The sequence below is a fragment of the Streptomyces sp. ADI95-17 genome, assembly GCF_003846175.1.
In the GTDB taxonomy this organism is placed as follows: Bacteria; Actinomycetota; Actinomycetes; order Streptomycetales; family Streptomycetaceae; genus Streptomyces; species Streptomyces sanglieri.
In genome coordinates this window covers 242,663-268,286 of sequence record NZ_ML123047.1, presented here as the reverse complement: position 1 = coordinate 268,286, position 25,624 = coordinate 242,663, and the positions used below count along the sequence as shown (strand labels likewise).

The window sequence follows — 25,624 nt, the reverse complement described above, 5'->3', positions numbered from 1 at the left end:
CGGACGGGGTTTGGCGGCCCTATGTAGACCCTCCGCTGATCACTTCCTGGATGATCAGGCCGGGAGCCGGCGAGCCGGCGGACGAAGCGCGGCTGCGTCGTTATCTCCTTGCTCTCGTCGAGCGGCGAGCCGCCCCCGTCCACGTTGCCGTCGCCTTCAACGCCGTGTACTTCGGCTTCGACACGGACGCCGCCGGATACGCCGGGGGGCCGCTGGACATCGGTGACTTCCCCTCGGTCGCCCTCGGCGACGAGATGGAGGCGTTGCCGGTCGGCGCGATGATCAACGTACGGACCGGCGGCGATCTGTTGCCTGCGGAGATCGTCTATAAGGAGGGCGCCCACGAGGCACTCGGCGTCGAGGGCGATATACCGGGCTGGCTGTCGGGCGCCCCCGCCGGCGCACAGGGTCCGAACCAGTTCGACGGGACGAAGGCCACCTCGCTGCGCGAGCGACTGGTCTTCGACGCCGACGCGTTCGGGCCCGGGCTGGCTGCTTCCGGTGCGCGCCTGCACAGGCTGAGCCACCGCGGCACCATCGACGCGTACGGGTCCCTGGTCGTCAACAGTCTGTACGAACGGTCCGGTGACGGCCTGCCCGAGAGCGACCTCGACGACACGTCGTATTACCTGCGCTACCTCATGACGCGCGGCAGGGGCCAGTTGGACAGCTCCCTCGCCCCCATGCCACTGCCCTTGATGCTGCCTCCCGGTGCCACTTCGCAGGACAAGGAGGCCGGACTGCGGAACCTCGTGAACGTGGTCCGGCGCGCTCTCGCGTCGCTGCCCGGGATTCGCCTGTGGGGGGAGTACGCCTTCACCCGTGCCTCGATGGCGGACCGCCTCGCAGACGGAGGATCGCTAGGACGTGACGCCCTGGAGACACTCGCTCGGTCCGTGGCGCGCGGCGCCGCGCCGATCGCCAGCCGCGGGGCAGCCGTGCGGAGGCTGCCGGTCTACACCGCTCTCGGGCCCGCACTGTGCTCCCTGCCCGAGGCCGCGAGGCTGATGCGGGGCACGAGGTACCCCTCGGCCCTCTTACACGCCAACGTCGTACTGATGGACTACGTACGGCGTGAAGCCGATGAGAAGACGGGCCTGCTGCCCACCGGCGTACGGGTCGCCCTCGACGACCGCTGGCAGGGCGGCGGAGTGTGGCGGGCCGAGCATGTGGGGGACGATTCGGCGTGGGACGTGCTCCGGGGGGCCTCGGAGGAGCCGGCCGGGCGGGGCTGGGCGGAATGCCGGGAGCGCCAGGCTCCGGGGGTGCCCGTGGTGGAGCCGGAGCCTGCAGCCCCGTACCCCGTGATGCCGTGGCCGGACGAGCCCGATCTCGGGGAACCCGTTCTGGTTCACGAGGGGCCGGGTCGGCTGGAGTGGCAGCAGCCCCTGCGCGCCCGACAACTGGAGAGCGGATACCTGCCGATGCCTCTGGCCGTGACGACCGGGCAGGGCACCGCGCAACCGCCGGATCGCGCACTACTCGACGGGCCGGTCCTGCGGCCGAGTCCGGACATCGTCTTCCGGCTGGAGCACGACGGACATCCGCCGTCCGTACAGCGCGTCCGGATGGACGAGGAGGGACGGCTCGTCGGATTGCAGTGGCCGTCCACCTGCTTCCCCGGCATCCTGCTCGACCTCGCCTGGCAGCGCGGCAGCCGGACCGTGCAAGCGAGGACGACCGCGTTGCTCCGGCCGAGGACCGTCGACGGGGAGTCGATCGAGCATCGGTACGACCAGCGGGTGCGCACGAGGGACGGTGCGTGGCAGCGGCCACCGGATGACACATCCCTCGGCCGAACCCGGTGGCTGGTCATGACGGCGGTACGGAGGTTCGGCCTGCTGGATGTCGTCGGCCGGGCCATGCTGGCCCGCGAACTGCTGGCCTCCGCCCTGCCTCTGGTCATGACCGATGCCCCGGAGGACCCCACGGCCGAGCTGGTGGGCGCGGCGGTGGTCGAACTGCTCGCCGCCGGAGCACTGACCCGCCTGCAAGGCAGCCGGGGCGACGATGGGCGGCCGCACCACCCGACACGACTCGGCGAACGCATCGTCGAGCTGCTCTGCTACACACCGCAGGTAGTGGAAGACCGGCCCAGAGGTCACGGAGAGACGGAGGGCGGCACGTCGCCGGTCCGTGCGAAGGCCGTGCACCATGTGCCGGGTTTTTTGCGCTACATAGGCCATTTGGGGTACGAAGCGAGCCCGGAACAGCGACGCTTGTTCCGACAGGACTTTCTGAAGTTCGGCCTCGTCGGCAGCTCTGAGCTGCCCCCCGGCTACACCTACGTACGGCCGCATCAACGGGGCTGCTGAACGGCCGCTCCCAGCAATTCAGTTCGCAGGAGTTCGTGTGACATCACCCCGTCGTGGAATGCACTTGTGCGGAGAGTCGGACATGCCCTTCTCCGTGGTGGAGGGGGCGTCGGACACGCCGGCTCTCACCGACGCCTTGGAAGCACTGGCGCAAGCGCTCCGTGCCATGCCGTCGCCGGTCGGCGCGGCCGTCGAACAGCTGCATCAGGCCGACGTCGAACATGCGTTGAACTCCACACCGATGCAGTGGCGACGCCATATTCTCGGCGCGCTGCGGATTCCGATAGCGGGCACCCGCGTGAGCCCGGCCCTGTGCCGTGATGTGCTCACGCGGATGAGCCGGGATCCTTCCTCTGCCAAGTCGCGGCACGCCGCCGGTCACTTGACCCAGCCGATCCTGAATGACCTGCTGCTGGCCGCCGATTCGGCGGAACCACTCACCCGGCGCTGGAGTCCGGGTCTGCTCCGGCTGACCGGGTGGGCGCATCTGCAGGTCAGTGCGGAGGACGGGGCGCTGTGGCTCTGGGCTCTTGACCAGACCTGGATGACAGACGGTTTGCCGGCCAAGTCGATTGCGGCGGTGCGTGAGGCCGCCCGACGGGTAGCGGAACTCGCCCTGGTGCCTCAGCCTCTGCGAGGAGAGGACGATTCCACCGGCACCGGGACGGAACCGGCCGTGACCGCAGCCCCACAGGAGCCTGCGGACCACGGCGGGACCGTGGAGCTCCAGCCCGACGCCGCCGCGCTCACCGTAGCCGTCGAGCGCGTGGAACGGGCGCTGACGGCCGCCCGCGAGCCGGTCCGGCGGCTTGCCGGCTCGGTGTCCGCGCAGAGCCGGCCGGCCGACGCGGACCTCGTCTCGCTCCACGAGCTCACGGCGGCGTTCGACGATGCGCTGGCGGGACTCAGGGCCTACGGTGCGGAGCCCGGGTCCGACCTCGGCAGCCTTCGCGAATGTACGGTGTCGGTGGCCGAGACGCTCGCTTCCGAAGCACTGCGCACCCGGCTTGCCGACGTGGACGAGCTGCGCCGCGCTCCGGCGTCCACCGTGTCCGCCGCCGCCGTGTCCGAAGCACGGGGGGCCGCCCGTGCGCTGCTGGCCCGAGCCGATTGGTCCCAGCAGGACCGGTCGGACGCCGAGGCCCTCGGGATTCTGCTGAGAATGGTGGAACTCGCCCACAGCGGCGAGGAACGTTCGGCTGAAATCCTCGGGCTTCTCCAGGAGATGTCCGCGAAGGCCCCCGCCCTCCTTGTGCTGGCCGCGCAGTACGGGGGTCTGACTCTCAGGCCCGCCCCGGACGCCGACCTCGCATCCTCCCCCGAATCCGGCTCGGAGCCGGCCCGGGACACGACCGCGGACGTGGCAGCGGGAGCGGTCGTCGAGCCGGCCGAGGGCGGGGGAACGCGAGCGGACCCAGAGCCTGGCGAAGCAGCCCACGCTGATGCCGTACGGGCTCACGGGGCCCGCGGTGCCTCCGGCCCCGGCGGCCTGCACCCGCACGGGAGCCCCCGTACGACGGAGCCTTGCTCACAGAGGACCGAGGGTCCCGCAGACCATGACGTCGCATCCGGGCCGCGCCGGGGACCCGCCCCGGGGGAAGACCGGCAGCCCGTCGAGCCCCCGAAACAGCCAGACGCGCCGTCCCGCTCCGCCGAAGCGGCGGACGGTCCGCTGCTCACTGCCGGTCGGCGGCAGACCCCGCCCCCTGCTCCAGCTTCCTCGCTCATTGCCGGTCGGCGGCAGACCCCGCTCCCTGCCCCTGCCCCTGCCCCTGCCCCTGCCCCTGCCCCTGCCCCCGCTTCCGCGCAGCCCGCCGCTTCGAGCGCCTTCTTGCCGCAGCAGCTCCCGCACCCGGCTGGCGACACGGCCGTGAAGACGGACACAGCACTCGGGTCAGGTGAGTCCCCGGATGCCGTCCTCGCCCCCTTGGTGGCCGAACACCGTTACGGCGCCGCCGCGGCGCTGGCCGAGCAGAACGCCGAACCCGGATTCCGTACCGCCGCCCTGCGGATCTCCGCGTACGCCCTCGCGCTGCGTTCCTCCAGCGGAGAGTGCGCCTCGCGGGTACGCGCCGAACTGGCCGGGATGGACGTCGACGCCCTCGTCCGAAGCCGCCCCGACGCGGCTCTCGTCACGGCCGCTCTGCTGCGGGTCGTTCTTGTGACCGGGGACGCCGAGACCAGTGCTCCGCTCCAGCAGGTGGCCGCCGTACTGCCGCCGAGCCTCGTGTCCGTGGCCGACGAGGTCTCCCGGTGCGCGCTCCAGTCCATGCTGCTGCATTCGCCGCCGCTCGCCCTGGCGCGTGGCACGGCCGAACTGGAACGTTCCCTGCAGGAGGCCCGCGAGGAATGCCGGCAGGGCTTGGACCAACTGCCCCGCATCCGGTTCAACCGGGCCACCGAGATCACACGGCTCTGGCTCGCGCCCTCCGGACTCATCGGCAGCCTGCTCCGGCGGGCCGCTGACGACGACAGGGACGGCCTGGACGAGGTCGCGGACGGCGTGCGGACGCTGGCCAACGGGTCCGCTCTCCAGGACGAACTCAACGAGGTCGCCGTAGGCTGATGAAATCCAGCAGGAGCCGCCTGGAAGGACCAGCCAGGCAGAACCTGCTCCGGCTGATGAACGACCGGCTGCGCTCGGCCGACAAGTGGGTCGTCGCCGCTCGCGCGCTCGACGTCGGAGCGAACGACTGGAGCGTCGACCAGGTTCAGGCGATGCGCGCGGCCGTGCTGGCTCTGCGCGACCACGTGCTGGACGACCTGGCGGCACAGTCGCTCGCCGACGACGCCTACACGCGGTCCGCCATGCGAGCGGCAGCGGATTCGCTGCGGCTCACCTTCGATCTGCTGTCGGGCGACACCCGGCTCGATCCCGCCGAGTATCCGGCGGAGGTCGTTCTGGGCATGGACCTATTCAAGCTCCCCGGCGTGCGGGTGGAAGAGGCGACCGGACGCGTGATTCCGCCGGAACTGACCGCCGAGAGCATCGTTGAGAGCACCGAACGATCGTGGCTGGACGTCATCGACAGCCATCGGGTGGCCGAACGGTTCGACCTCGCGGCTCACCTCCTGGGTCTCTCCGAGATGCGTCTGCTGCCCCCTGGCCCGAATGGCCACGAAGAGCTGACCGACGAGAGCGTGCACCTTGCGGTGGGGGAGGCGGCACGGCACACGGTGGCCGCCCTGGAAGGCAAGCGGCGGGTATTGGAGGACTCGCTGCGCCGCACGCGCGTCAACGGCGTCTTCAAGGAAGAGGAGGAGCGCGATTTTGAACACCGGCTCCAGGCGCCCGCGCTCACCACGAAATCCGACCTCGCCTCCGCACGGCAACGGCTCGACGGATTGTCGGAGGAGCTCGAACGTGCCCACGCGACGGCCACCGCCAAACTGCGGGCGCGGCTCATGGAGATCCCCGGCCTGAGGACCGAGGACGTCGCACGGGTGACTCCCCTCCTCGACGATGGCGACCTGCTGACCGCCGAGGAGCTGATCTCTCACCTTTCCAACGGCGAGAGCATCCCCGACACGCGCTACGGGGACCACCCGCTGAACGCCTTCTTCCCGTCGGTGCCCGATGCCCTGCCCCATGGCATCACCGAGGAACTCATTCGGGCGGTACGGGACCGGGAGCGCTTCCAGAACCTTGACGCACTCGACTTCTCCACCATGTCCCAGGAGTTCACCGATCAGGCAGCCAATGGTCTGTCGGGCTGGCGAGAGATGGCCTTACGACGGGGCGTCAGGAGGACGGAGGGCCTGAGCGAGGAGAACCTGCTCATGCCGGCGCTCCGTCTCATCGGATACCGAAGCCTGCGCAAACCGCAACGTGACCGTCAGCGCAGCACCACCCCCGAACACCGCTTCCTGGACCTCCAGGAGGTCCGGTACACGGGAGAAGCCCTGGTGCCGTCCTTCGGGTCCGCCCTGCGCGGCAGGCTGCGGGTCATGCTGGCGTGGGGCCAGCCGACTCCGGAAGCGTTGATGGCCCGCGTACAACAGGACCCCAGCCAGGAGAGCCTGCTCGTCGCGTACTTCGGCACCCTTTCCGCGCACGCCCGGACATCGCTGGCCGCGCTCAGCGTCGGACGTCGGCCCATGGTGGTGCTCGATGACGCGGCCCTCGCCTATCTCGCCGCCCGGGGAAACCAGTTGCTCGACCCGGCGATGCGGGTGTTGCTGCCGTTCTCGGCCGTGAATCCGTACGTCAGTGAGAAGCGCGGCCGGGTGGCCGAGGAAATGTTCTTCGGACGCCTGGAGGAACTCGGCTCCGTACAGAACCCGGTGGGCAACCAGGTGGTGTTCGGGGGCCGAGGGCTCGGCAAGTCGGCGCTGCTGAAGGAAGCGGGCCGGAAGTTCACCGCACAGGCGCCCACGGCTCACATCAGCATGGCTCTCAGCCTGGACTCCACCTACAACGGCACCAGTGCCCAGTCCTCGGCCGTGTGGAATCTCATCGGGCGCAGGCTGCTGGAGGAGGGAGCCCTTCCGCTGCCCAAGCGTGTACGGGCCGATGCGACCCTCACCTACGACAACGTGCTGACCGGCATCAGGGCCTGGCTAAAGGCCGACAACAGCCGGCGGATGCTCATCATGCTGGACGAGGCGGACGGATTCTTCGAGTCGGACTCGCCGAGGTTCACCGAGACCCGGCGGCTGCGTGACCTCAGTTCCGAGACCAACGACGGAGTCAAGATCGTCTTTGCCGGGCTCCACTCGGTACAGCGATACGCCACCCTGGCGGCGAACAATCCGTTCAGCCACCTCTCGCAGCACCCGACAGTCATCGGCCCGCTCCAGCCCCAGGACGCGGCGAACCTACTTCTCAAACCGCTGGCCGCACTGGGATACCAGTTCCTGGAGCCGCAGTTGGTGCACCGCATCCTGGGCCACTGTTCGTACCAGCCGTTCCTGCTACAGATGTTCGCCCACCGGCTTGTGCAGACCATGCACGCCAAGAGGCGGGAGGCGAAGTCGGGGCCGCTGCACTTCATCGCCCGCGACGACGTCGAACGCGTACAGTCCGACAAGGACCTCCAGCGGAGCATCACCGCCGCCTTCCATGACACCTTGCGGCTCGATTCCCGGTACAACATGATCGCCAACGTGGTGGCGCACCACGCTCATCACCACGGGATCGACGCCCGGATGACCCATGCCGAACTGCGCGACGAGTGCACCTACTGGTGGGCAGAGGGTTTCAGGGACCTGGACCCGGACCAGTTCCGCGCCTACCTCACGGAGATGGAGGGCCTCGGTGTCCTCGCCCCCGACCCGGACTACCGGGGCTGGCATCTGCGGAGCGCCAACGCCTTGAGCATGATCGGCACGTTGGAGGACGTTGACGCGCAGCTGGAAAATACCTCCAGTCGGCAGGTGACCGAGCGGCTGACCGCCCTGGAGACACGGCACAAGTCCGCGAAATCCCACTCGCACTGTCCACTGACCGCCGCACAGATCGCGGACATCCTGCCGGGCAGGCAGGTCTCCGGTTCCGAACCGGGTCGCCGGAATCTGGCTCGGGTGGTACTCGGCTCTCCCGCCACCGGCGTGAACCGGGTCACCACCGCGCTGCGCGAGATCGCTGAGACCACCGGCTGGAAGATGCCTCATGTGGCCCGAAGGGCCGACTTCGAGCGGGAGCTCGTCGGCGGCGAGCCGGGGATGAGCCGACTCGTGGTCTCCGACCTGACCGTCAAGTCTCCCGGCGAGCAGTCCTGCCTCATCTCCCCGGAACTGGCGACCACCCGACTGCCCGACGGCCCAGGGGTCACTCGCTCCGCCGTGGTCGTGGCAGGGCTGGAGCAGCTCACCCTGTGGGCGTCGTTGCTGTCGGACGAACAGACGTCCGGCGTGGGAGTCGTCCCACTGCGGCGCTTCACCCGGCACGGACTGCGCACCTGGTCCCTCGACCAGAACTCCTTCACGTCGGAGGCGGCGCTGCAACGGGTAGCGGAGACCACGGGCGGCTGGCCGCTGCTCATCGATCAACTCTCCGAACAGGTATCCCGAGGCGACTCGGAGGGCGCTGCCCTGAAGTCGGTACGCAGTCGGCTGGAGAGCATCGAGGGTGCGGCCGACTTCCTGGCCCAGGTGGGTCTTGTACCGGAGACGTTCCGATGGTCGGCGTTCACCGCTGTGCTGGAGTTCATGACTGAGCAGGGACTGCCGTTCGAGGACCTGGGAGCAGCCGCCAGCGCCGCCGGCCTGGACCCTGGGCCGGAAGCCGTCGACGCCATTCGGATCCTTCGTGCCCTCCAAGTCTTCGACGTGGACACGACCGGTCTGCACAGCCCCGAACCGGTGCTGCTCTCCTGCTGGTCGAGGGTCACTGGTTCCTGATCAGGTCTAGACGACGATGAGACCCCAGGTCGCTGACCTGGGGTCTCATCGAAGAGAGCGGTGACGAGAATCGAACTCGCGGTCCGAGCTTGGGAATCACCCGACCCCGGGATACGTATGTGGTGTTTGAGCTGCGGAAACGTCTCGCAGTTGTGTGGTGTCTGCTGGTCCTGGCGCCCCCCGAGTTGACCGCTTTTCCCCGGTTCTACTGGCACGTTATGGCACGGGCCCTCGTTATGCCCCAGTGGCGCAGTCATATGTGGAGGGGCTCGGGCCACGGCGGCATCTCATACCTTCGCGAGGCCGGCAGCATGAGGCGGGGCGTTCCGGCAGCCGCGTGCCTGTGCGCTCAGGAGGTCGCCGTCGGGACCGTCCGAGGGAGCGAGAGGTAGGCGCCAGTTCTTGGCAGTTGCCGAAGGCGGGCTGTGAAGTGTCCAGGCCGAGGTGGAGCGGGAGCGGACTACGGGATACAGGGGTGCGCCGGTGGTTGTCTCGGTGCGCCACTGGCTATGAATGAATGCCCTCAATGCTGTTCTCGGGCGCGTAAGTTGCGTCAACTTGTGAGTGAGGTCTAGTGATTCGCACGGTTGCCGACCTTCTGTCGGGCATTATTCGAGACGAGCTTCCTAAGCTCGACGATGCTCCTGTAAAGCATGCTCCGACAATCGGAGACATGTATGAGGGGTTGTCTTCAGATGTATTGAATCGAGCCCTGCCGGACGGATTGGGTTTGCGAGTGGTATCCGGATTTGCTCGTGATGGTCACGGACGCCTATCCGGCCAACTCGATTGCATGGTGGTTCGGGGCGAGGGAGAGAGGCTGCCATATACCGACTCTTACGTATGGCATGTTAGGGACATTGTTGCCGTCGTCGAAGTTAAGAAGAATCTCCATTCGGCCGAGCTTGCGATGCGTTTGGTCAGCTTAATTCAGTCAGTGAAATCGAGCACGCCTACTATCAAGGTGATGATGAGGTGTCAGACGATCCTGATCGAAATATGGCTCCGTCAGTTAGAACGTTCGCGGAGATGACTGGAAAGTTGGCTTGGGATGGGAAGGGGGCTGTCGCCCTCTCGTACGAAGAGGATGCTCTGCTTCAAACGCTTCTCATGGAGCAGATTTCTGCGGTTCGAGTCATTCTCGGGATGCATGGATTTAAAAGCGAGCGGGCATTTAGATTGTCGATGGCGAACTACCTTGAGCAGAATATTGGAAACCACGGATTCGGTCCGGCGAATTTCCCTCAGTTGATCGTTTCAGGTGCGTGCTCCCTCGTTAAGGCCAACGGTCGGCCATTCATGGCGCCTCTGATCGATGAGTGGTGGCCGTTCTACTTCTCGACACCAGAGAACCCGCTGAGGCTGTTGCTGGAGTTCATTTGGACGCGGCTGGATGAGGTGTACGGACTTGGGGGAGAGATTTGGGGAGAGGATCTTGAAACTGAGATCACCAGGACTCTACTGAGTTGTCGTGCTGCCCGCATCGACGGAAGAGGCGGCTGGCAAGTTCAAGTGCACAACGCTGGTGATGAAGCGCTTGATGTGACTTCAGCGACGGAGCAATGGAGTCCGAATTTTATCGGCGAGGAGGAATTTGTTTTGCTCACGCGGCTTTGTCAAGGGAGGGAGGTGCGTTGCGATGACCCGGAGATGCTCGCATGGCTAGAGTCGCGAGGGGTTGAATTTTGCGACGTGCGCAACCGCCTGCTGGAAACCCGCCTTGTCGCCTCATCTGGGCAGAAGCTGAAGTTGATTGCAAAAAAGTGTCAATTGGCTATTCTCCCGACGGGTGAATATGTTGCTGCGGAAAATAGTACTGGCCGATTGAATCGTTGGGTTTCTAGGTGGATTGAGGATTCGCGCGATTGAGCTCCCGGTGGCTCGCCGTGTTGCTTCGCGTGCTGGCATTTGGGTTGGACGCAGGCGCTGGGAAAGCGTGTTGGAGGTGTACTAGGCTGCGTCATAGCCCACACGCATTTGCGCCGATGGTTCTTCGATGGCCCGATCCGGCCAGGTTGTCCGCTAGCCCCTTGTGACTAGGACCGCAGCTCCTGCTCTGCGATCACCAGTGGTGATTGACAGCGCGGATAGCTGCGTGGAGCCCCAGCAGTACGCCTTTGGAGAGAGGTCGCTTGAGCCGCGGCCTCTGGGGTGGTGCGAGGCAAGATGGTCAGATCGCTCTGTTGTGGCGGCAGGACGTGGTTATGCAGCGAAACGGGCTGCTCGCTCGCGGAGGTCTTGGGCCTCGGGAACGCCGCTGTACCTGCGAAGGCGGACGCGCATGTCCTGGAGCGCGGCTTGGACCTTCACCGAGCGGATGCCGTCCGCGCAGTCCAGGAACTCGCTCCAGGTGGCCATGGCGCCGTCCACGTCGCCTTGGCGCAGGCGCACGCCGCCTAGGTCGGCGAGGACGATGGCTCGGGTGCGGCGGCGGTCGAGGCCATGGATGTCGAGGGCGAGGTGGAGGTGTTCCTCGGCGGCGTCGAGGTCGCCGAGGCGGGAGAGGATCATGCCGGATTCGTGGGCCCAGCGGCCGGGGGAGTAGTGGGCGGCCCAGGAGTCGCCCGCTGCGGCGGTCGGCTTGCCGATGGCGGTCTCGGACAGGGCGAGGTGCTTGGTGGCCATGCGACGGTCGTCGTCCTGGGCGGCGGCGTTGGCGAGGGTGGCCTCGTAGTAGGCGACGGCCCGCGGGTTGTCGAGCTGGTGACCGTACTCCACGCAGGCTTCGCCGAGCTGGACGGCTTCGGCGCGATAGCCGAGGTCGACGCACTGCACGGCGAGGCCGCGGAGAGCTGTCGCAGACAGCTCCGGATCACCGGCCTCAGCAGCCAGGCGGAAGGAGTGGGCGTAGTAGCGCTGGGCGAGGCCGCGCAGCTCTGGGGTGTCGCCCTCGTCCTGCGCCATCCAGCCGGCGAGGTGGACGAGCTGGGAGGTGGCGGCGAACAGGTCGCGGCCTGTGGCCTCGGTGAAGCGGCCCTCCAGCCAGGGGGCGACGTCCTGGGTGAGGTAGCGGACGGCCAGGTGGCGGGCGTGCCCGCCGCCGAGTTCGGAGGCGGAGTCGCCGAGGGCCTTGACCATGTGGCGTACGGCGGCCACCTCGCCCTGGCCGACGCGGACCGCTCCGGGAAGGGCGGTCTTAGTTCGGCGGGTGATGCTGTCCATGTCGGGCAGGCCGAGTGCGGACAGCGCGTATCCGCTGGAGGCGAGGATGAACTCCCGGCGTTCCACGTCGCTCCTTCCCAGGTGCAGGACTGATGCAACGGTATCTGTGCGGGGTGCCGCAGGCGTGGGCTCCGAGAGGTTGATCGCCTCGGGATTCAGTGCCAGCACCTGCGCGATGTAGGGCCACCAGTGGCCGGGAGTTCGTTCGCCTTCTATCCACCGCCGGGCGTGCTGGCGCTGCAGGCGGCGCGGGTCGCCGCATTCAGCGACGCCGAGAGCACGCGCCAACTCCGAGGGGCCCCAGCCGCGTTCTTGGCAGGCCCGCTTGATCAGTTCCGCGACGGCCGGGTTCCTCGGCACCCGTCACCCCTCCCCACCTGGATTACGCGGGATTACGCAGGACTACATCCTGGGCCCTGTCCCGGGAGCGCGGCCCGTCGTTCACTGAACATCACTCCGCAGAACTCCGAATGGCTCGAATAGGCCCTGTTCAGGGCCTGTTGGCGCCTGCCCGGACACGTTGAGAGGAACCGACGGTGGCGATGCCCACTGACAACGCACGGACCCGCACGATTCCGCTCTCGCGCCAGCCCAGTGCGGCACAAGGCTCCGCCGTCCGAGAGGCGGTCCGATGAGCCGTTCCCACGTCCCCGACCCGCTGGAGACCGCCCTGAGCTGGGTGTGGGCCCTCGGCACGGCTGCCGGGCTCGCCAGGGTCGGACTTCTGGCCCACACCGACTCCTCCGCACAGGTCCCGTTGGCGCAGGCGACGCTCAGCGCCGAGGACGTTCCGTTGGCCGACGGCCCCGTATAGGCACTCCGGCCCGTCCTTGCCTCTCGACCCGGGGGCGAGGTCGGAGCCCCATCGAGTTCCCGCCGCAGGGCGTTCACGGCGCCTTGCAGGCGTACCCGCTCCGCATCACCAGTGAAGGGAAGCCGATGTCCAGTCCGTACAACAGCGATACGTATCCCCTCCCCGTGTCGGTCGCGTTCAGCGGCCCCGACAACACGGGGAAGACCAAGCAGATCGGAATCCTCGCCCGGCGCATGGGCCGGGCCGCGACCTCTGCTGGCTCGCTCGACCACTACGACCCCCGCTGGGCCGCCATCAAGGCCGGCGGCATGGCCCGCTGGTGGTTCGAGACCGATCCGGTCGAGGAGGTCGCCGACGTCCTCGCCACCTCCTACCTGGAACGCTCCCGGCACCCCTTCTCCGCGCCGGTGCGCCTGCTGGACCGGGGCATCCCGATGCTGGAGGCGTCCGTCGCCGCGACGGTCGCCGTACGGGAGGATCTGGGCGCCGAGCAGGCCGCGGACCGGGCCCGACTCCTGCTGACCTCGTATGAGACCGACCTGCGTGCCGCTGAGGAGGGCGAGCACGCCCTCGTCCTTCTGCACTGCGACGACCCTGAAGAAGGCACCCGCCGGAGCCTGGCCCACGAGGCGACGGTCACTGGGATCTACGCGGCGTACCAGCGCCACCTCCACGAGCAGATCAACCGGCTCGTCGACGACGGTCGCTTCCCGATGTCCATCCGCATCGGCGACCGGCCGACCATCGCCGTCCAGGACGAGGTCCGCGGGCTCCTGGCACCCCTGCATCCGGAGGTGCCCGGGAGGGCTCTGGCAGGAGTGCATGTCACCGCGCTGGGCGGCATGTCGGAGAGCGGCAAGAGCACGGCCGGCGAGTACCTGCGTACCCAGCACGGCCACGCCCGCCTCAAGATCGGGTACCTCATCGAGGATGCGGCTGGCCGGGCGGGGATTCACGATCCGTACCGGCTGGGATCGGTCGTGCAGGCCGAGCTGATCGTGGACGCGCTGGACCGCTTCTGCCAGGCCCACCACTTCCTCGACTCCGTCAGCATCGAGTCGCTGCACGACTTCGACTCGACCGCCGAACTCGCCCGGATGCTCGGACCTCAGCTCACCATCGTCTACCTGGACGCCTGCGAGGCCACGCGCACCCGGCGGGGCACCGCCGGGGCCCAGGACGTCGCGGACCGCGACGTCATCAAAAGCGCACGAGGCGCAGACAAGATCGTCTCCATCGCCCACAAGGTCATCGGCAACGACGGGCCGCGCTTGGAGTTGGAGCGGCGGCTGGACCGCATTGCGCTCGACCGCCGCTGGCCGGAGCACCAGCCCTCCACCATGCCGGTCAACGCGCTCGGACTCCCCGTACACCTGGAGTCCTACCTGGCCGAATTTCTCGACCGCACCACCGGCCTGCGCCCGTTGATCGATCTGCTGGCCGTCACCGGCAGCGGCGCCCGGGGCAAGTACCAGCACGGCTGGAGCGACCTCGACGTCCTTGTCGTGGCCGACACGTCCTCCCTCGACGAGATGCGCCAGATCCTCGCGGATCTGGAGACCGAACTCGGCGGGGTCAAGCTGGGCATGACCGTACTGACCCGCGCCGAGTGCCGGGCCGGCGCCATCACCTCTCGACTCCTTCACGTCCTCGCTCTCATCGGCAGCGGGTCGCTGGTCCCCTTGTGGTCCACCCCCGGCCTGGCTCTGCCCGCTCCGGACGCGGCCACCGACGTCGCTGCAAGCCTGCGCGACGGCATCCAGGCCGCCATCGAGATCCGCCGCCAGTTCCTCAAGGGAAGCCCCGACCTCCGCGCCCTCTACAAGGTCACCGCGCTGCTCGCGAAGATTCAGCTCCGCTTCAGTGGGATCGAGTGCCCCTCCGACAGCGACGCCCTTACCGTCCTCCTCGACGCCTCACGGCAGGACACGAGCCTGGTCACCACCGCCCGCACCGAGCCGCTCGCTGCCGAAGCGCTCGCACTCCTCGTTCTCCAGGCTTGGCTGGACACCCTTCCTGGAGAGACGCGGTGAGCGCGAACGTCCGACGGTCCATGGCAACAACGGGTGTCTTCCGCAAGCCGGTGGCCACCCGGGAGCGGGCCGAAGCCGAGGCGAAGGGATGGGCACGGCTCGCCTCCCGCATGGCAGTTCCGGCCCTTCACGGGCAGATCGCGTTACCGGACAGGCAGCTCCTCGTCTACGAGGACGTCTTCGCCACCGGGCGGTGCGAGCTGCTGATGGGCGACGTGATCGCCCTCGCCGACCGCGATCCGGCCGTCCAGCTCCGCCTGGCCCGCCTCGTGGACGGGGTCTGCGCCGACCTGCGAGCAGCGGCTGAGGAGACCGGGAGGAACGTGCCGCTGGCCGAGTGCGTCCCGGACCTCTACCTCGAACGCATCCGCCCCGGTAGCCGACTGGACCGTTGGTACCTGCGCCGCGACCAGCCACTTACCTTGCCCCACACCGATACGACCCTCAGCCTCCGGGAACTGGCTGGCTTCACCCTCACTGCCAACGGCAGACCGCTGACGTTGAACGTCGCCGACACCATCGACAACCTCCGCCTTGCCCTGGCTCCCGACCGCCGCAGGCTCGCCGGTCTGACGCAGGGCGACCCCACGGAACCCAACATCGCCGACCCGCTGTGCTGGCTCGACTTCGAGTTCGCCGGGCGCAACACCGTCGCGGGCGAGGCCGCCAACCTGCTCTGGTACCTGATGGCCCTGGGCGGCTGGCTCGTTCCCCGCTACCAGCCCGATGTGTACGCCCGCACCCTCCGCCTCGCCCTGCCGCCCCTGGCCCGCCCGCGCATCGAGTACCTGGAACTGCACCGGACCAGTCGGCACATCGATGTCCGATACTCCTGGAACACCAGCCCCGGCCGCGCTGCGGCCATCACCCGTGCCCTGGACGGCCTCCGCAGGGAGAACGGCGGCGGCCTGGAGGAGATCCGTGCCTTTCTCGCCCTGCGCGTCCTCGGCGTCATCCCGCCCTCCCGGCTCACCGGACACGACCTCCTGCTCGTCCTGATCAAACTCGCCGAGAGCCAGGACCCGCACACGACGCTCGACACCTTCTTCACCACCACTCCGGCCCCTCACCCTCACCCCGGCGAACGGAGCAGTAATGTCCCTGCCCCTGCTTGAGACTCCTCTCCAGACCCGGCCGCTCCAAGGGCGCACCGCCCTCGTCACCGGCGGGGCCACCGGCATCGGCGCCGAGATCGGGCGGGCGCTCGCGGCCGCCGGAGCAACCGTGGCGGTCAACCACCTCGGCCAGGACCCCGACGCCCACGCCCTCCTCGCCGCCTTCGAGCGCGCGGGCAGCCCCGGGATCGCGGTGAACGCCGACCTGACCGATCCAGACTCCGTCCAGACCGTGGCCGGTCTCGTCCGGGCCGAGATCGGACCCGTCGACATCCTGGTGAACAACGCCGGTTCTTACCCCCGCGTTGCCTGGCAGGACACCGACGAGACCGCCTGGAACTACTCCCTCGACGTGAACCTCACCGCTCACTTCCGCACCTGCCACGTGCTCACCCCTGGCATGATCGAACGCCGCTGGGGCCGGATCGTGAATATCGGCAGTGTCAACGCCCGCGTCGGCCGGACGAACCTCGTCGCCTACAGCACCGCGAAGGCCGGGCTGCTGGGACTTACCCGCTCTCTCGCCCGCGAACTGGGCCCGTACGGAATCTGCGTCAACACCGTTATGCCCGGGGCCATCCAGGTCGAGGCCGAGAACACCCTCCCCGCCCAGCACCGTGCGCGGCCGGAGGACCAGATCAAGCGCCAGTGTGTCCCGCGTCGTGGTCGGCCCGAGGATGTCGCGGCCCTGGTGGCGTTTCTCGTGGGCCCCTCCGCCTCGTTCATCACGGGGCAGTCCGTCCACGTCGACGGCGGCTGGCTGCTGCACTGAGACCACCAACAAGCAAGGAGACAAACCGAAATGATGGAACGAGTCCGCGCCGTCCTCGTCACTGCAGACGACACGATGCTGGTCATCCGCCGTACCCGGCCCGGCATCCCCGAATACTGGGTCCTGCCCGGCGGCGGCGTCGAACCCAGCGACGAGTCCCGGGAGGCGGCCCTCCACCGGGAGATCCACGAGGAGATCGCGGGGAAGGCCGACATCATCCGCCTCCTCCACACGATGGAGTCCGACGATGAGCGGCAACTCTTCTACCTTGCCCGCATCGCGACTTGGTCCTTCGACGACCGCACCGGTCCCGAGTTCAGCGCCGAAGGCCGCGGTGAATACGAGCTGGAGGAGATTCCGCTGACCATTGAGGGGCTCGACGGCATCGACCTAAAGCCCGAGGAGATCGCCCACGTCCTACGGGGAGCCATCAGGGCCGGAAGCCTCGGAGTCGAGGCATCGCTCTGAGCCTTCGAGTGCGTCAGCACGCCATCAGGGCCGACTCTGAGATGACCCGGCCCTGATGACGTCCGTACGAGCTAATGGCTTAACGTCGGCTAGATGCCGCACGCCCTGGAAGTAGTAACGGAAAACGAGCCGCGCCCGCGTCTCCTCGGGTCGAGCGGCGCGGCTACTGGACCAGCCGGAGCACCGGCTTCTGTTCCTGAACATCCAGCAGGTTCTGCACCCTCTCGCTTGTCCACGCCAGCTCATGAGCCAGTCGGGAAACCGATAGGCCCGCTACCCCAGCACGGCCGATGACACCCTGCGGCCCGCGCCGGAAACCTTCGAGACCAGGCGCGATGCGGAGGCGTTCCTCATCCAGGTCCAAGCGGACCAGATGAGGGGCGACTGGCTCGACCCGACCGCCGGGGAAGTCTTGTTCGCCGACTACGCCACGCGCTGGATCGCGGAACGCGGCCTGGCCCCGGCCACGGCTGAGTTGTACCGCCGGCTGTTCCGGCTTCACCTGGAGCCGACGTTCGGCGAGATGAACGTCAACATGATCAGCCCCGCTCGGGTCGGAGCCTGGCGGGCGGAGAGGTTGTCCGCCACCGGTGCCACCACGGTGGCCAAGTCGTACCGGCTTCTCAAGGCCGTGATGGAGACCGCCGTCGAGGACGACATGCTGCGCAAGAACCCCTGCCGTATCCGCGGGGCAGGTCGCGAGGATGCTGACGAGCGACCCGTGGCGACGGCCGAGCAGGTCTTCGCCGCGGCAGAGGTGATCGGCCTGCGCTGGCGCCTCATGGTTCTGCTCGGAGCCTTCGCCGCGATGCGACTCGAGGAACTCGCCGAGCTTCGGCGGCGGGACGTGGACCTCGACTCCAGTGCGCTCTGGGTTCGCCGTGCCGCACCGGAGCTCAACACAGGTCGCCGTGTGGTCGGCGCTCCCAAGTCCCGGGCGGGCCGACGGGAGATCGTGCTGCCGTCATTCCTCCACGAGGACGTTCGCCGGCACCTGGAATGGTTCGCCCAGCCGGATCCGGAGGGGCTTGTCTTCGTCGGCGAGAGGGGGGCGGTACTGCGCGGCACTACGTTCGGCCGCAAGTGGCGCAGGGCCCGGGACAAGGCCGGGCTGCCCGAAGGCTTCCGTTTCTACGACCTACGGCACACAGGCAACACGCTCGCGGCCGACACCGGTGCCAAGCTCAAGGACCTCATGGTCCGAGCCGGCCAGTCCTCCGAGCGCGCGCAACTGATCTACCAGCACTCCACCAAGGAACACCAGCGCAGGCTTGCCGCCAACATCGATCTCGACGTACGCCGCCAGCAGTCGGCCGCCGCCACGGGGAGTGGTGGCGCGACCGTTCACCCGCTGGTGCCGCGCCCGCCCGGACCATCCGCCCCACGGGCCGCGCGGCGTTGATCGCGCAGGAGTGGACAGCCCGCACCGTGCATGTGACGCAGGCCACTTGGAAGCGATCTCGCGATGCGGGACCCGGTAGTGAGGCGCTCGCCCTGAGGGGTGACGGATCCGCGATTGGTGCAGGCCGGGAGAGTCGTTATGGCACGCGAATGGCACGCGCCCTAAAAGTGGTCTAGGCAACAAGAAAGGCCCCGGTCGCTGACCTGGGCCTTCTTCGAAGAGCGGGTGACGAGAATCGAACTCGCGCTCTGAGCTTGGGAAGCTCATGTTCTACCATTAAACTACACCCGCGAGGTATGTCGCCTGAGCGGCGTCTACCGTCCCATACTGTACCCCATGCCAGGTCCCCGGCGTTTGCGCCGTGGGGCCTTTTCGTTGTGCGGGGAGGGTGGATGCGTGTGCCGTGGGCGGGAGTTGGGGGCGTAGCGTGGGTGGTCGGAGTGCCGCCTGGAGTGGCGTCCTGTTCATCCCCTAATGTGGCTTTCTCGTCCAAGGCTTGTTGGGGAAGGGACTTGATGGACTCCATGGAGCGCACCGTCGTCCGCTGTGCCGAAGGGCACGTTTTCGCTACCGCTTCGTTCCCGATGCAGCAGCTCGGGTCCGGGCGGATCGGTCCCGGGCGGCTTATTCGCTGTCCGCGTTGTGCGCGGTTGCGGCATGCCGTGCCCGTGGTGTCCGAGCGGCGGTAGTGGCGGTGGCAGGGCGCGCGGGTGGTCCCGGATTGGGGTGGGCCCGCGCGTTCTGCGTATCCTCGGGGCGTGCTTCTCTCAGATAAGGACATCCGGGCCGAGATCGACGCCGGACGTGTGCGCATTGATCCGTTCGACGCGTCGATGGTGCAGCCCTCGAGCATCGATGTGCGGCTCGACCGCTACTTCCGGGTGTTCGAGAACCACCGCTATCCGCATATTGATCCGGCCGTCGAGCAGGCCGATCTGACTCGCATGGTCGAGCCGGACGGGGACGAGGCGTTCATCCTGCACCCCGGTGAGTTCGTGCTCGCTTCGACGTACGAAGTCATTTCGTTGCCCGACGATCTCGCGTCGCGGCTGGAGGGCAAGAGTTCGCTGGGGCGGCTCGGGCTCGTCACGCATTCGACCGCCGGGTTCATCGACCCCGGTTTCTCCGGGCACGTGACGCTGGAGCTGTCGAATCTGGCGACGCTGCCGATAAAGCTGTGGCCGGGAATGAAGATCGGGCAGCTGTGCATGTTCCGGCTGAGCTCGCCCTCGGAGTTCCCGTACGGCTCCGAGCGGTACGGGTCGCGGTACCAGGGCCAGCGCGGGCCGACCGCGTCGCGTTCCTTCATGAATTTCCATCGGACCCAGGTGTGACGGCGGGATGACCATGAGCGGCGAACCGAACGTGGACGATGTGCGGGAGAACCTCACTTACGAGGGGTTCGGCCGCGCCGTGCGTGAGCTGGCGCAGACCGTGGCGGACGACGGGTTCGAGCCCGATGTGGTGCTCAGCATCGCGCGGGGCGGGGTATTCGTCGCCGGCGGGCTGGCCTACGCGCTGGACTGCAAGAACATTCATCTGGTGAACGTGGAGTTCTACACCGGGGTGGGCACCACCCTGGAAATGCCGGTCATGCTGGCGCCCGTTCCGAATGCCATCGACTTCTCGGACAAGAAGGTCCTGATCGCCGACGATGTCGCCGATACCGGGAAGACGCTGAAGCTGGTGCGTGATTTCTGTATCGATCATGTCGCCGAGGTGCGCAGCGCGGTCATCTACGAGAAGTCGCATTCGCTGGTGAAGTGCGAATACGTGTGGAAGAAGACCGACCGCTGGATCAACTTCCCGTGGAGTGTGGACAAGCCCGTCGTACGGCGCAGCGGGCAGGTTCTGGACGCCTGAGCCCGGGCGGGGCCGGACAAGGCAGTACGCGGGCCGGTCAGGGGCGTTACCGGGCGTTGAGGCGGGCTGCCCGGCGGGTCAGGTGGTCGCGTTCCGGGAGAGTGGGGGCCTTTCCGGCCGCCTCCGCGTAGAGGCGTGCTGCTGTCGTCAGGTCGCCGGCGCGTTCGTGGAGGTAGGCCGCCGCCGCGGTGTGGCGGGGGAGTGAGTCGTCCAGCGTCGCGAGTGCTGCCAGTCCCGCGCGTGGTCCGTCCGCCTCGCCGATGGCCACCGCGCGGTTGAGGCGGACGACCGGGTTGTCGGTCAGGCCGGCGAGCTCGTCGTACCACTCGACGATCTGCACCCAGTCGGTCTCCTCGGCGGTGGGTGCGTCGGCGTGGAGGGCCGCGATGGCGGCCTGGGCCTGGAACTCGCCCAGCCGGTCGCGGGCGAGGGCCGCCTGGAGGATCTCGACGCCCTCGGCGATCGACCCGGTGTCCCACCGGGTGCGGTCCTGCTCGGCGAGCGGGACCAGGCTGCCGTCCGACGCGGTCCGCCCGGCGCGCCGGGCGTGGTGCAGCAGCATGAGGGCGAGCAGCCCCGACACCTCGGGGTGGTCGATCGCGGCCGCGAGCTGCCTCGTGAGCCGGATGGCCTCGGCGGCGAGGTCCACGTCGCCGGAGTAGCCCTCGTTGAAGACCAGATAGAGGACGCGCAGCACGGTGGCGACATCGCCGGGCCGGTCGAACCGTACGCCCGAGACGGTGCGCTTGGCCCGGCTGATGCGCTGCGCCATGGTCGCCTCGGGCACCAGGTAGGCCCGGGCGATCTGGCGGGTGGTGAGCCCGCCGACGGCGCGAAGGGTGAGCGCGACGGCGGACGACGGGGTCAGCGACGGGTGGGCGCACAGGAAGCAGAGCTGGAGCGTGTCGTCCGCCGAGGGTGCGGGGCCGGGCGCCGGTTCCTCGTCGACGAGGTCCTCGCGCCGGCGGCGGGCGGTCTCCGCCCGGGTCGCGTCGAGGAACTTGCGCCAGGCCGCCGTGATCAGCCAGCCCTTCGGGTCGCGCGGAGGATCGGCCGGCCAGACGCGGACCGCCTCGACCAGCGCGTCCTGCACGGCGTCCTCGGCCGCCGCGAAGTCGGCTCCGCGACGGACGAGGATCCCGAGCACGCTCGGTGTGAGGCTCCGGAGCAGTGCCTCGTTCATCGACGAGGTCACTCGGTGATGGTGGGCATCGCGGTCAGGAACGGGCGCAGCTCCAGCCACTCGTGGATCGGCTTCCCGCCCGCCCCGGGGGCTGCCGACAGCTCCCCGGCCAGCTCGACGGCGCGCTCGTAACTGTCGACATCGATGACCATCCAGCCGGCGATGAGGTCCTTGGTCTCGGCGAACGGGCCGTCGGTGACCGGCGGGCGGCCCTCGCCGTCGTACTGGACGAAGGTCCCCTCGGGGGCGAGTGCCTGGGCGTCGACGAACTCGCCGCTCTTCTCCAGCCGGGCCGCGAAGTCGTTCATGTACTTCATGTGCGCGGTGATCTCCTCCGGGGTCCACCGGTCCATGGGGACATCGTTCACCGCGCTCGGAGCGCCGCGGTAGTGCTTGAGAAGCAGGTACTTGGCCATCGTGTTCTCCTCGGGTCGGTGCGGACCATTGTGGTCGCGCTCACCACTGGGACGGAGCACGCCACGGGTTCTCGACATCACGCGCCCATGGATCTCGAAATTGTTCGCCAAGAACTCTGAAACCCCCGCGCACTGGGTGTGCCGGGGGTTTCGGGGGTGTGCGCGGGCGGGCGTCAGATGGTGCCCAGCTTGATGATCGACAGCAGGGCGATCAGCTGGATCGCGGACGCGCCCAGTGCCTTCGGCCAGGGCAGGTCGTGCGATTTGCTCACCATCGAGGTGAACAGCGCGGCCGAGGCCAGCCAGGTGATCCAGCCGAGGACCTGGACCAGGGAGTTCTCGCCGCCGAGGAAGACCGCGAATATCAGGCGGGGCGCGTCCGTGATCGACATGATCAGCATGGACAGGCCCACCGTCGGCTGCCACGCGCCGTCGCCGCCCAGCTGGCGGGCGAGCGTGTGCGTGACCGCGCCGAGGACCAGACCGCCGATGACGAAGCCGAGGCCCGTGATGACGACATAGGGCACCGCTGTGGAGATCGTCGCGTGGATCGCGTCGTCCCGGGCCTGGTCGAAGCCGAAGAGCGCGAGCAGGCCGTACAGGAACGTGACGATGAGCGCCGGGCCCCAGACGGGGTAGTCGCGCATCTGCCAGAACGTCGGTCCCGGGCGGAGCACGATGCCGCTGAGCAGTTGCTTCCACGGCAGCCGGGGGCCTGCGGGCTGGGCGGGGGGCTGGCCGGCGCGGTAGGTGTCGCCGGGGCCGTACGGGTCCTCGCCGATGCTGAATGCCTGGGTGTGGCCGGGGGAGTTGGCGTACGGGTCGCCGTGCTGCGGGGAACCGTGGGGGTTCTGGGGCTGGTGGGGATGCTGGGGCTGCTGGTACGGGTCGCCGAAGTACTCCGGTTCGCCGTGGCCGCCGCCTTGCCCACCGCCGTTGTAACCACCGCCGTGGCCGCCGCCGTTGTAGCCACCGCCGTTGTAGCCGCCGTTGCCGTGACCGCCGTGACCGCCGTGGCCGCCGTTGTTGTACGGCGGCGGGGCCGTGTTGCCTCCTGTCGGCGGCCAGGGCTGTTGACCGTACGGCGGTGGTTCCTGTGTGCCGTACGGCTGCTGCCGCGGTTGCTGTTGCGCTTGCTGCGGGGTGCGGTTGTCCCGGCCGCGTCCGATCCTGAATCCAGCCACGTCATCGAACGTACCTGGTCCGGGCCGGTGCGGTCAGGGGGCCTGGGGAACCTGCCCGCCATTGCCGCCGAGCTGTGACATCCCCTAGGGGAACCCCGGGGGGACCGCCCCAGGGCATGGGGGAGTCGCGGAGCAAAGCGGAAGCGGCCGGTCCCGCCCGTGGGCAGGTCCGGCCGCTTCCGTCGTGCGGCTCGCCGGGTTACTTCACCGGCTCCGGCTCCGGCGCGTCCGCCGACTCCGCCTCCCCGGCCGGGTCGGCCGGGGTCTTCACGGAGTCCAGCAGCAGCTGCGAGACGTCGACCACCTGGATCGACTCCTTGGCCTTGCCGTCGTTCTTCTTGCCGTTGACCGAGTCGGTCAGCATGACCAGGCAGAACGGGCAGGCGGTGGAGACGATGTCGGGGTTGAGGGAGAGAGCCTCGTCGACGCGCTCGTTGTTGATGCGCTTGCCGATCCGCTCCTCCATCCACATCCGGGCACCACCGGCGCCGCAGCAGAAGCCGCGCTCCTTGTGGCGGTGCATCTCCTCGTTGCGCAGGCCCGGGACCTTCGCGATGATCTCGCGCGGCGGGGTGTAGATCTTGTTGTGACGGCCCAGGTAGCAGGGGTCGTGGTACGTGATCAGGCCCTCGACCGGGGTCACCGGGATCAGCTTGCCCTCGTCGATGAGGTGCTGGAGCAGCTGGGTGTGGTGGATGACCTCGTACTCGCCGCCGAGCTGCGGGTACTCGTTGGCGATGGTGTTGAAGCAGTGCGGGCAGGTCGCGACGATCTTCTTCGACGCCTTCGCCTTCTTCGTCGAGTCGTCCTCCCCTTCCTCGCCTGGGGCGGACTCGCCGAACGCCATGTTCAGCATCGCGACGTTCTCCTGGCCGAGCTGCTGGAACAGCGGCTCGTTGCCCAGGCGGCGGGCCGAGTCACCCGTGCACTTCTCGTCGCCGCCCATGATCGCGAACTTGACGCCCGCGATGTGCAGCAGCTCAGCGAAGGCCTTCGTGGTCTTCTTGGCGCGGTCCTCCAGGGCGCCGGCGCAGCCGACCCAGTAGAGGTAGTCGACCTCGGTGAGGTCCTCGACGTCCTTGCCGACGATCGGGACCTCGAAGTCGACCTCCTTGGTCCACTCGACGCGCTGCTTCTTGGCCAGCCCCCAGGGGTTGCCCTTCTTCTCCAGGTTCTTGAGCATCGTGCCCGCCTCGGACGGGAACGCGGACTCGATCATCACCTGGTAGCGGCGCATGTCGACGATGTGGTCGATGTGCTCGATGTCGACCGGGCACTGCTCCACGCACGCACCGCAGGTGGTGCAGGACCACAGCACGTCCGGGTCGATGACGCCGTTCTCCTCGGCCGTGCCGATCAGCGGGCGCTCGGCCTCGGCCAGTGCCGCGGCGGGGACGTCCTTCAGCTGCTCCTCGGTCGCCTTCTCGTTGCCCTCCATGTCCTTGCCGCCGCCGGCCAGCAGGTACGGGGCCTTGGCGTGCGCGTGGTCGCGCAGGGACATGATCAGGAGCTTGGGGGAGAGCGGCTTGCCGGTGTTCCAGGCGGGGCACTGCGACTGGCAGCGGCCGCACTCGGTGCAGGTGGAGAAGTCGAGCAGGCCCTTCCAGGAGAAGTGCTCGATCTGCGAGACGCCGTAGACGTCGTCCTCGCCCGGGTCCTCGAAGTCGATCTCCTTGCCGCCGGAGGTCATCGGCAGCAGCTCGCCGAGCGAGGTCTCACCCTTGGCGTTGCGCTTGAACCAGATGTTCGGGAAGGCCAGGAAGCGGTGCCAGGCGACACCCATGTCCTGCTTCAGCGCGACCGTGATCATCCAGATGAAGGAGGTCGCGATCTTCAGGCCGGCGAAGAAGTAGGTGAGGTTCTGGAGGGTGGAGACGTCCATGCCCTCCAGCCAGCTGACGACCGGGTACGAGATGAAGAAGGAGGACTCGTAGCCGTCGACGTGGTGCTGGGCGCCTTCGAGGGCGTGCAGCATGAAGATGCAGACGCCGACGATGAGGATGACGGCCTCGACGAAGTACGCCTGGCCGAAGTTGGACCCGGCGAAGCGGGACTTGCGGCCCGGCTTGCGCGGATGGGACAGCTGGCGGATCACGATCAGGGCCAGGATGCCGAGCACGGTCATCGTGCCGATGAACTCGACGAAGACGTTGTACGGCGCCCAGTCGCCGATGATCGGCAGGAGCCAGTCGGCCTTGAAGAGCTGGCCGATGGCGTTGACGATCGTCAGGAGCAGGGAGAAGAAGCCCACCGCCACGAACCAGTGCGCGACACCGACGATGCCCCAGCGGTTCATCCGGGTGTGACCGAGGAACTCCCTGGCCACGGTGACGGTGCGCTGTGCGGGCTCGTCCGTGCGGGTGCCCGCGGGCACGTTCTGGCCGAGCCGCATGAAGTTGTAGATCTGCAGGAGGGCGCGGACGAACAGGGCCACGCCGACCACGATCAGAACCAGCGACACGATGATCGCGGCGAGTTGCATTTGAGGGCTCCTCGGGCCTGCGAGGGTGGGGAGGGTCAGATCCAGCGTCAATGGGACGAGTACTGGCGATTAT

The 25,624-nt window shown here is 68.2% G+C and carries 16 protein-coding genes, 1 tRNA gene and 1 pseudogene; 12 read left to right on the top strand and 6 right to left on the bottom strand.

What is annotated here, in order from left to right:
* The first annotated feature begins 50 nt into the window (after positions 1-50).
* From EES42_RS20095 to EES42_RS20075, 4 genes are all read left to right on the top strand, one after another.
* Positions 51-2,315 (top strand): hypothetical protein, encoded by a 2,265-nt coding sequence (locus EES42_RS20095; protein ID WP_124719644.1) that lies wholly within the window; start codon positions 51-53, stop codon positions 2,313-2,315.
* 676 nt (positions 2,316-2,991) lie between these two features.
* Positions 2,992-4,881 carry a hypothetical protein gene (locus tag EES42_RS44770; protein WP_164495268.1) on the top strand — a complete coding sequence of 630 codons (1,890 nt, stop codon included), beginning with the start codon at positions 2,992-2,994 and terminating at the stop codon, positions 4,879-4,881.
* The gene (locus EES42_RS20080; RefSeq protein ID WP_124719641.1) at positions 4,881-8,657 is read left to right on the top strand and encodes an nSTAND1 domain-containing NTPase; all 3,777 of its coding nucleotides are present in this window, start codon (positions 4,881-4,883) and stop codon (positions 8,655-8,657) included. Before EES42_RS44770 ends, EES42_RS20080 begins: the two co-directional genes overlap by 1 nt.
* A gap of 1,029 nt (positions 8,658-9,686) precedes the next feature.
* Entirely contained in the window at positions 9,687-10,526 is an 840-nt protein-coding gene (locus EES42_RS20075) for a hypothetical protein (RefSeq protein WP_164495274.1), read from the top strand.
* A gap of 333 nt (positions 10,527-10,859) precedes the next feature.
* On the opposite strand, the gene EES42_RS20070 is transcribed toward EES42_RS20075, so the two are convergent.
* Positions 10,860-11,885, bottom strand: coding sequence for a tetratricopeptide repeat protein (locus EES42_RS20070; RefSeq protein ID WP_124719639.1), 1,026 nt, complete (start codon positions 11,883-11,885; stop codon positions 10,860-10,862).
* Positions 11,886-12,450: 565 nt separating this feature from the next.
* Here EES42_RS20070 and EES42_RS20065 point away from each other — a divergent pair.
* The 6 genes and pseudogenes from EES42_RS20065 to EES42_RS20035 all read left to right on the top strand — a co-directional run bounded on the left by EES42_RS20065 (position 12,451) and on the right by EES42_RS20035 (position 18,423).
* On the top strand, positions 12,451-12,633 hold the full coding sequence (locus EES42_RS20065; RefSeq protein WP_124719638.1) for a hypothetical protein: 183 nt from the start codon (positions 12,451-12,453) through the stop codon (positions 12,631-12,633).
* 125 nt (positions 12,634-12,758) lie between these two features.
* Positions 12,759-14,666, top strand: a complete 1,908-nt coding sequence (locus EES42_RS20060; RefSeq protein ID WP_124719637.1) for a nucleotidyltransferase domain-containing protein — start codon at positions 12,759-12,761, stop codon at positions 14,664-14,666.
* Positions 14,667-14,686: 20 nt separating this feature from the next.
* The gene (locus EES42_RS20055; RefSeq protein WP_124719636.1) at positions 14,687-15,781 is read left to right on the top strand and encodes a hypothetical protein; all 1,095 of its coding nucleotides are present in this window, start codon (positions 14,687-14,689) and stop codon (positions 15,779-15,781) included.
* Positions 15,762-16,553: an SDR family NAD(P)-dependent oxidoreductase gene (gene fabG, locus EES42_RS20050; RefSeq protein WP_124719635.1), complete on the top strand. Its 792-nt coding sequence runs from the start codon at positions 15,762-15,764 to the stop codon at positions 16,551-16,553. Before EES42_RS20055 ends, fabG begins: the two co-directional genes overlap by 20 nt.
* A 30-nt stretch (positions 16,554-16,583) precedes the next feature.
* On the top strand, positions 16,584-17,021 hold the full coding sequence (locus EES42_RS20045; RefSeq protein ID WP_124719634.1) for an NUDIX hydrolase: 438 nt from the start codon (positions 16,584-16,586) through the stop codon (positions 17,019-17,021).
* A 244-nt stretch (positions 17,022-17,265) separates the two neighbouring features.
* Positions 17,266-18,423, top strand: a pseudogene (locus EES42_RS20035) (tyrosine-type recombinase/integrase).
* A gap of 220 nt (positions 18,424-18,643) precedes the next feature.
* Here the strand turns inward: EES42_RS20035 and EES42_RS20030 are convergent.
* Positions 18,644-18,714 (bottom strand) — tRNA-Gly (locus tag EES42_RS20030).
* A 467-nt stretch (positions 18,715-19,181) separates the two neighbouring features.
* On the opposite strand from EES42_RS20030, the gene dcd reads away from it, so the two are divergent.
* Positions 19,182-19,757 carry a dCTP deaminase gene (gene dcd, locus EES42_RS20025; RefSeq protein ID WP_072487843.1) on the top strand — a complete coding sequence of 192 codons (576 nt, stop codon included), beginning with the start codon at positions 19,182-19,184 and terminating at the stop codon, positions 19,755-19,757.
* 13 nt (positions 19,758-19,770) lie between these two features.
* Positions 19,771-20,286 carry a phosphoribosyltransferase gene (locus EES42_RS20020; RefSeq protein ID WP_124719631.1) on the top strand — a complete coding sequence of 172 codons (516 nt, stop codon included), beginning with the start codon at positions 19,771-19,773 and terminating at the stop codon, positions 20,284-20,286.
* Between the two features lie 46 nt (positions 20,287-20,332).
* On the opposite strand, the gene EES42_RS20015 is transcribed toward EES42_RS20020, so the two are convergent.
* The 4 genes from EES42_RS20015 to EES42_RS20000 all read right to left on the bottom strand — a co-directional run bounded on the left by EES42_RS20015 (position 20,333) and on the right by EES42_RS20000 (position 25,551).
* Positions 20,333-21,469: an RNA polymerase sigma factor gene (locus EES42_RS20015; RefSeq protein ID WP_124720144.1), complete on the bottom strand. Its 1,137-nt coding sequence runs from the start codon at positions 21,467-21,469 to the stop codon at positions 20,333-20,335.
* A gap of 8 nt (positions 21,470-21,477) precedes the next feature.
* Positions 21,478-21,885: a YciI family protein gene (locus tag EES42_RS20010; RefSeq protein WP_124719630.1), complete on the bottom strand. Its 408-nt coding sequence runs from the start codon at positions 21,883-21,885 to the stop codon at positions 21,478-21,480.
* Positions 21,886-22,058: 173 nt separating this feature from the next.
* Positions 22,059-23,069, bottom strand: coding sequence for a Yip1 family protein (locus EES42_RS20005; RefSeq protein ID WP_124719629.1), 1,011 nt, complete (start codon positions 23,067-23,069; stop codon positions 22,059-22,061).
* A 199-nt stretch (positions 23,070-23,268) separates the two neighbouring features.
* Positions 23,269-25,551: a (Fe-S)-binding protein gene (locus tag EES42_RS20000; RefSeq protein WP_124719628.1), complete on the bottom strand. Its 2,283-nt coding sequence runs from the start codon at positions 25,549-25,551 to the stop codon at positions 23,269-23,271.
* Positions 25,552-25,624: the final 73 nt, after the last annotated feature.

What these genes read in the sequence shown, in the direction of transcription:
- EES42_RS20075 (WP_164495274.1), top strand. Translation starts at nt 9,687, where the DNA reads ATGACTGGAAAGTTGGCTTGGGATGGGAAGGGGGCTGTCGCCCTCTCG.
- fabG (WP_124719635.1), top strand. Translation starts at nt 15,762, where the DNA reads ATGTCCCTGCCCCTGCTTGAGACTCCTCTCCAGACCCGGCCGCTCCAA.
- EES42_RS20065 (WP_124719638.1), top strand. Translation starts at nt 12,451, where the DNA reads ATGAGCCGTTCCCACGTCCCCGACCCGCTGGAGACCGCCCTGAGCTGG.
- EES42_RS20080 (WP_124719641.1), top strand. Translation starts at nt 4,881, where the DNA reads ATGAAATCCAGCAGGAGCCGCCTGGAAGGACCAGCCAGGCAGAACCTG.
- EES42_RS20020 (WP_124719631.1), top strand. Translation starts at nt 19,771, where the DNA reads ATGAGCGGCGAACCGAACGTGGACGATGTGCGGGAGAACCTCACTTAC.
- EES42_RS20000 (WP_124719628.1), bottom strand. Translation starts at nt 25,551, where the DNA reads ATGCAACTCGCCGCGATCATCGTGTCGCTGGTTCTGATCGTGGTCGGC.
- EES42_RS20060 (WP_124719637.1), top strand. Translation starts at nt 12,759, where the DNA reads ATGTCCAGTCCGTACAACAGCGATACGTATCCCCTCCCCGTGTCGGTC.
- EES42_RS20015 (WP_124720144.1), bottom strand. Translation starts at nt 21,469, where the DNA reads ATGAACGAGGCACTGCTCCGGAGCCTCACACCGAGCGTGCTCGGGATC.
- EES42_RS20045 (WP_124719634.1), top strand. Translation starts at nt 16,584, where the DNA reads ATGATGGAACGAGTCCGCGCCGTCCTCGTCACTGCAGACGACACGATG.
- EES42_RS20010 (WP_124719630.1), bottom strand. Translation starts at nt 21,885, where the DNA reads ATGGCCAAGTACCTGCTTCTCAAGCACTACCGCGGCGCTCCGAGCGCG.
- EES42_RS20055 (WP_124719636.1), top strand. Translation starts at nt 14,687, where the DNA reads ATGGCAACAACGGGTGTCTTCCGCAAGCCGGTGGCCACCCGGGAGCGG.
- EES42_RS20095 (WP_124719644.1), top strand. Translation starts at nt 51, where the DNA reads ATGATCAGGCCGGGAGCCGGCGAGCCGGCGGACGAAGCGCGGCTGCGT.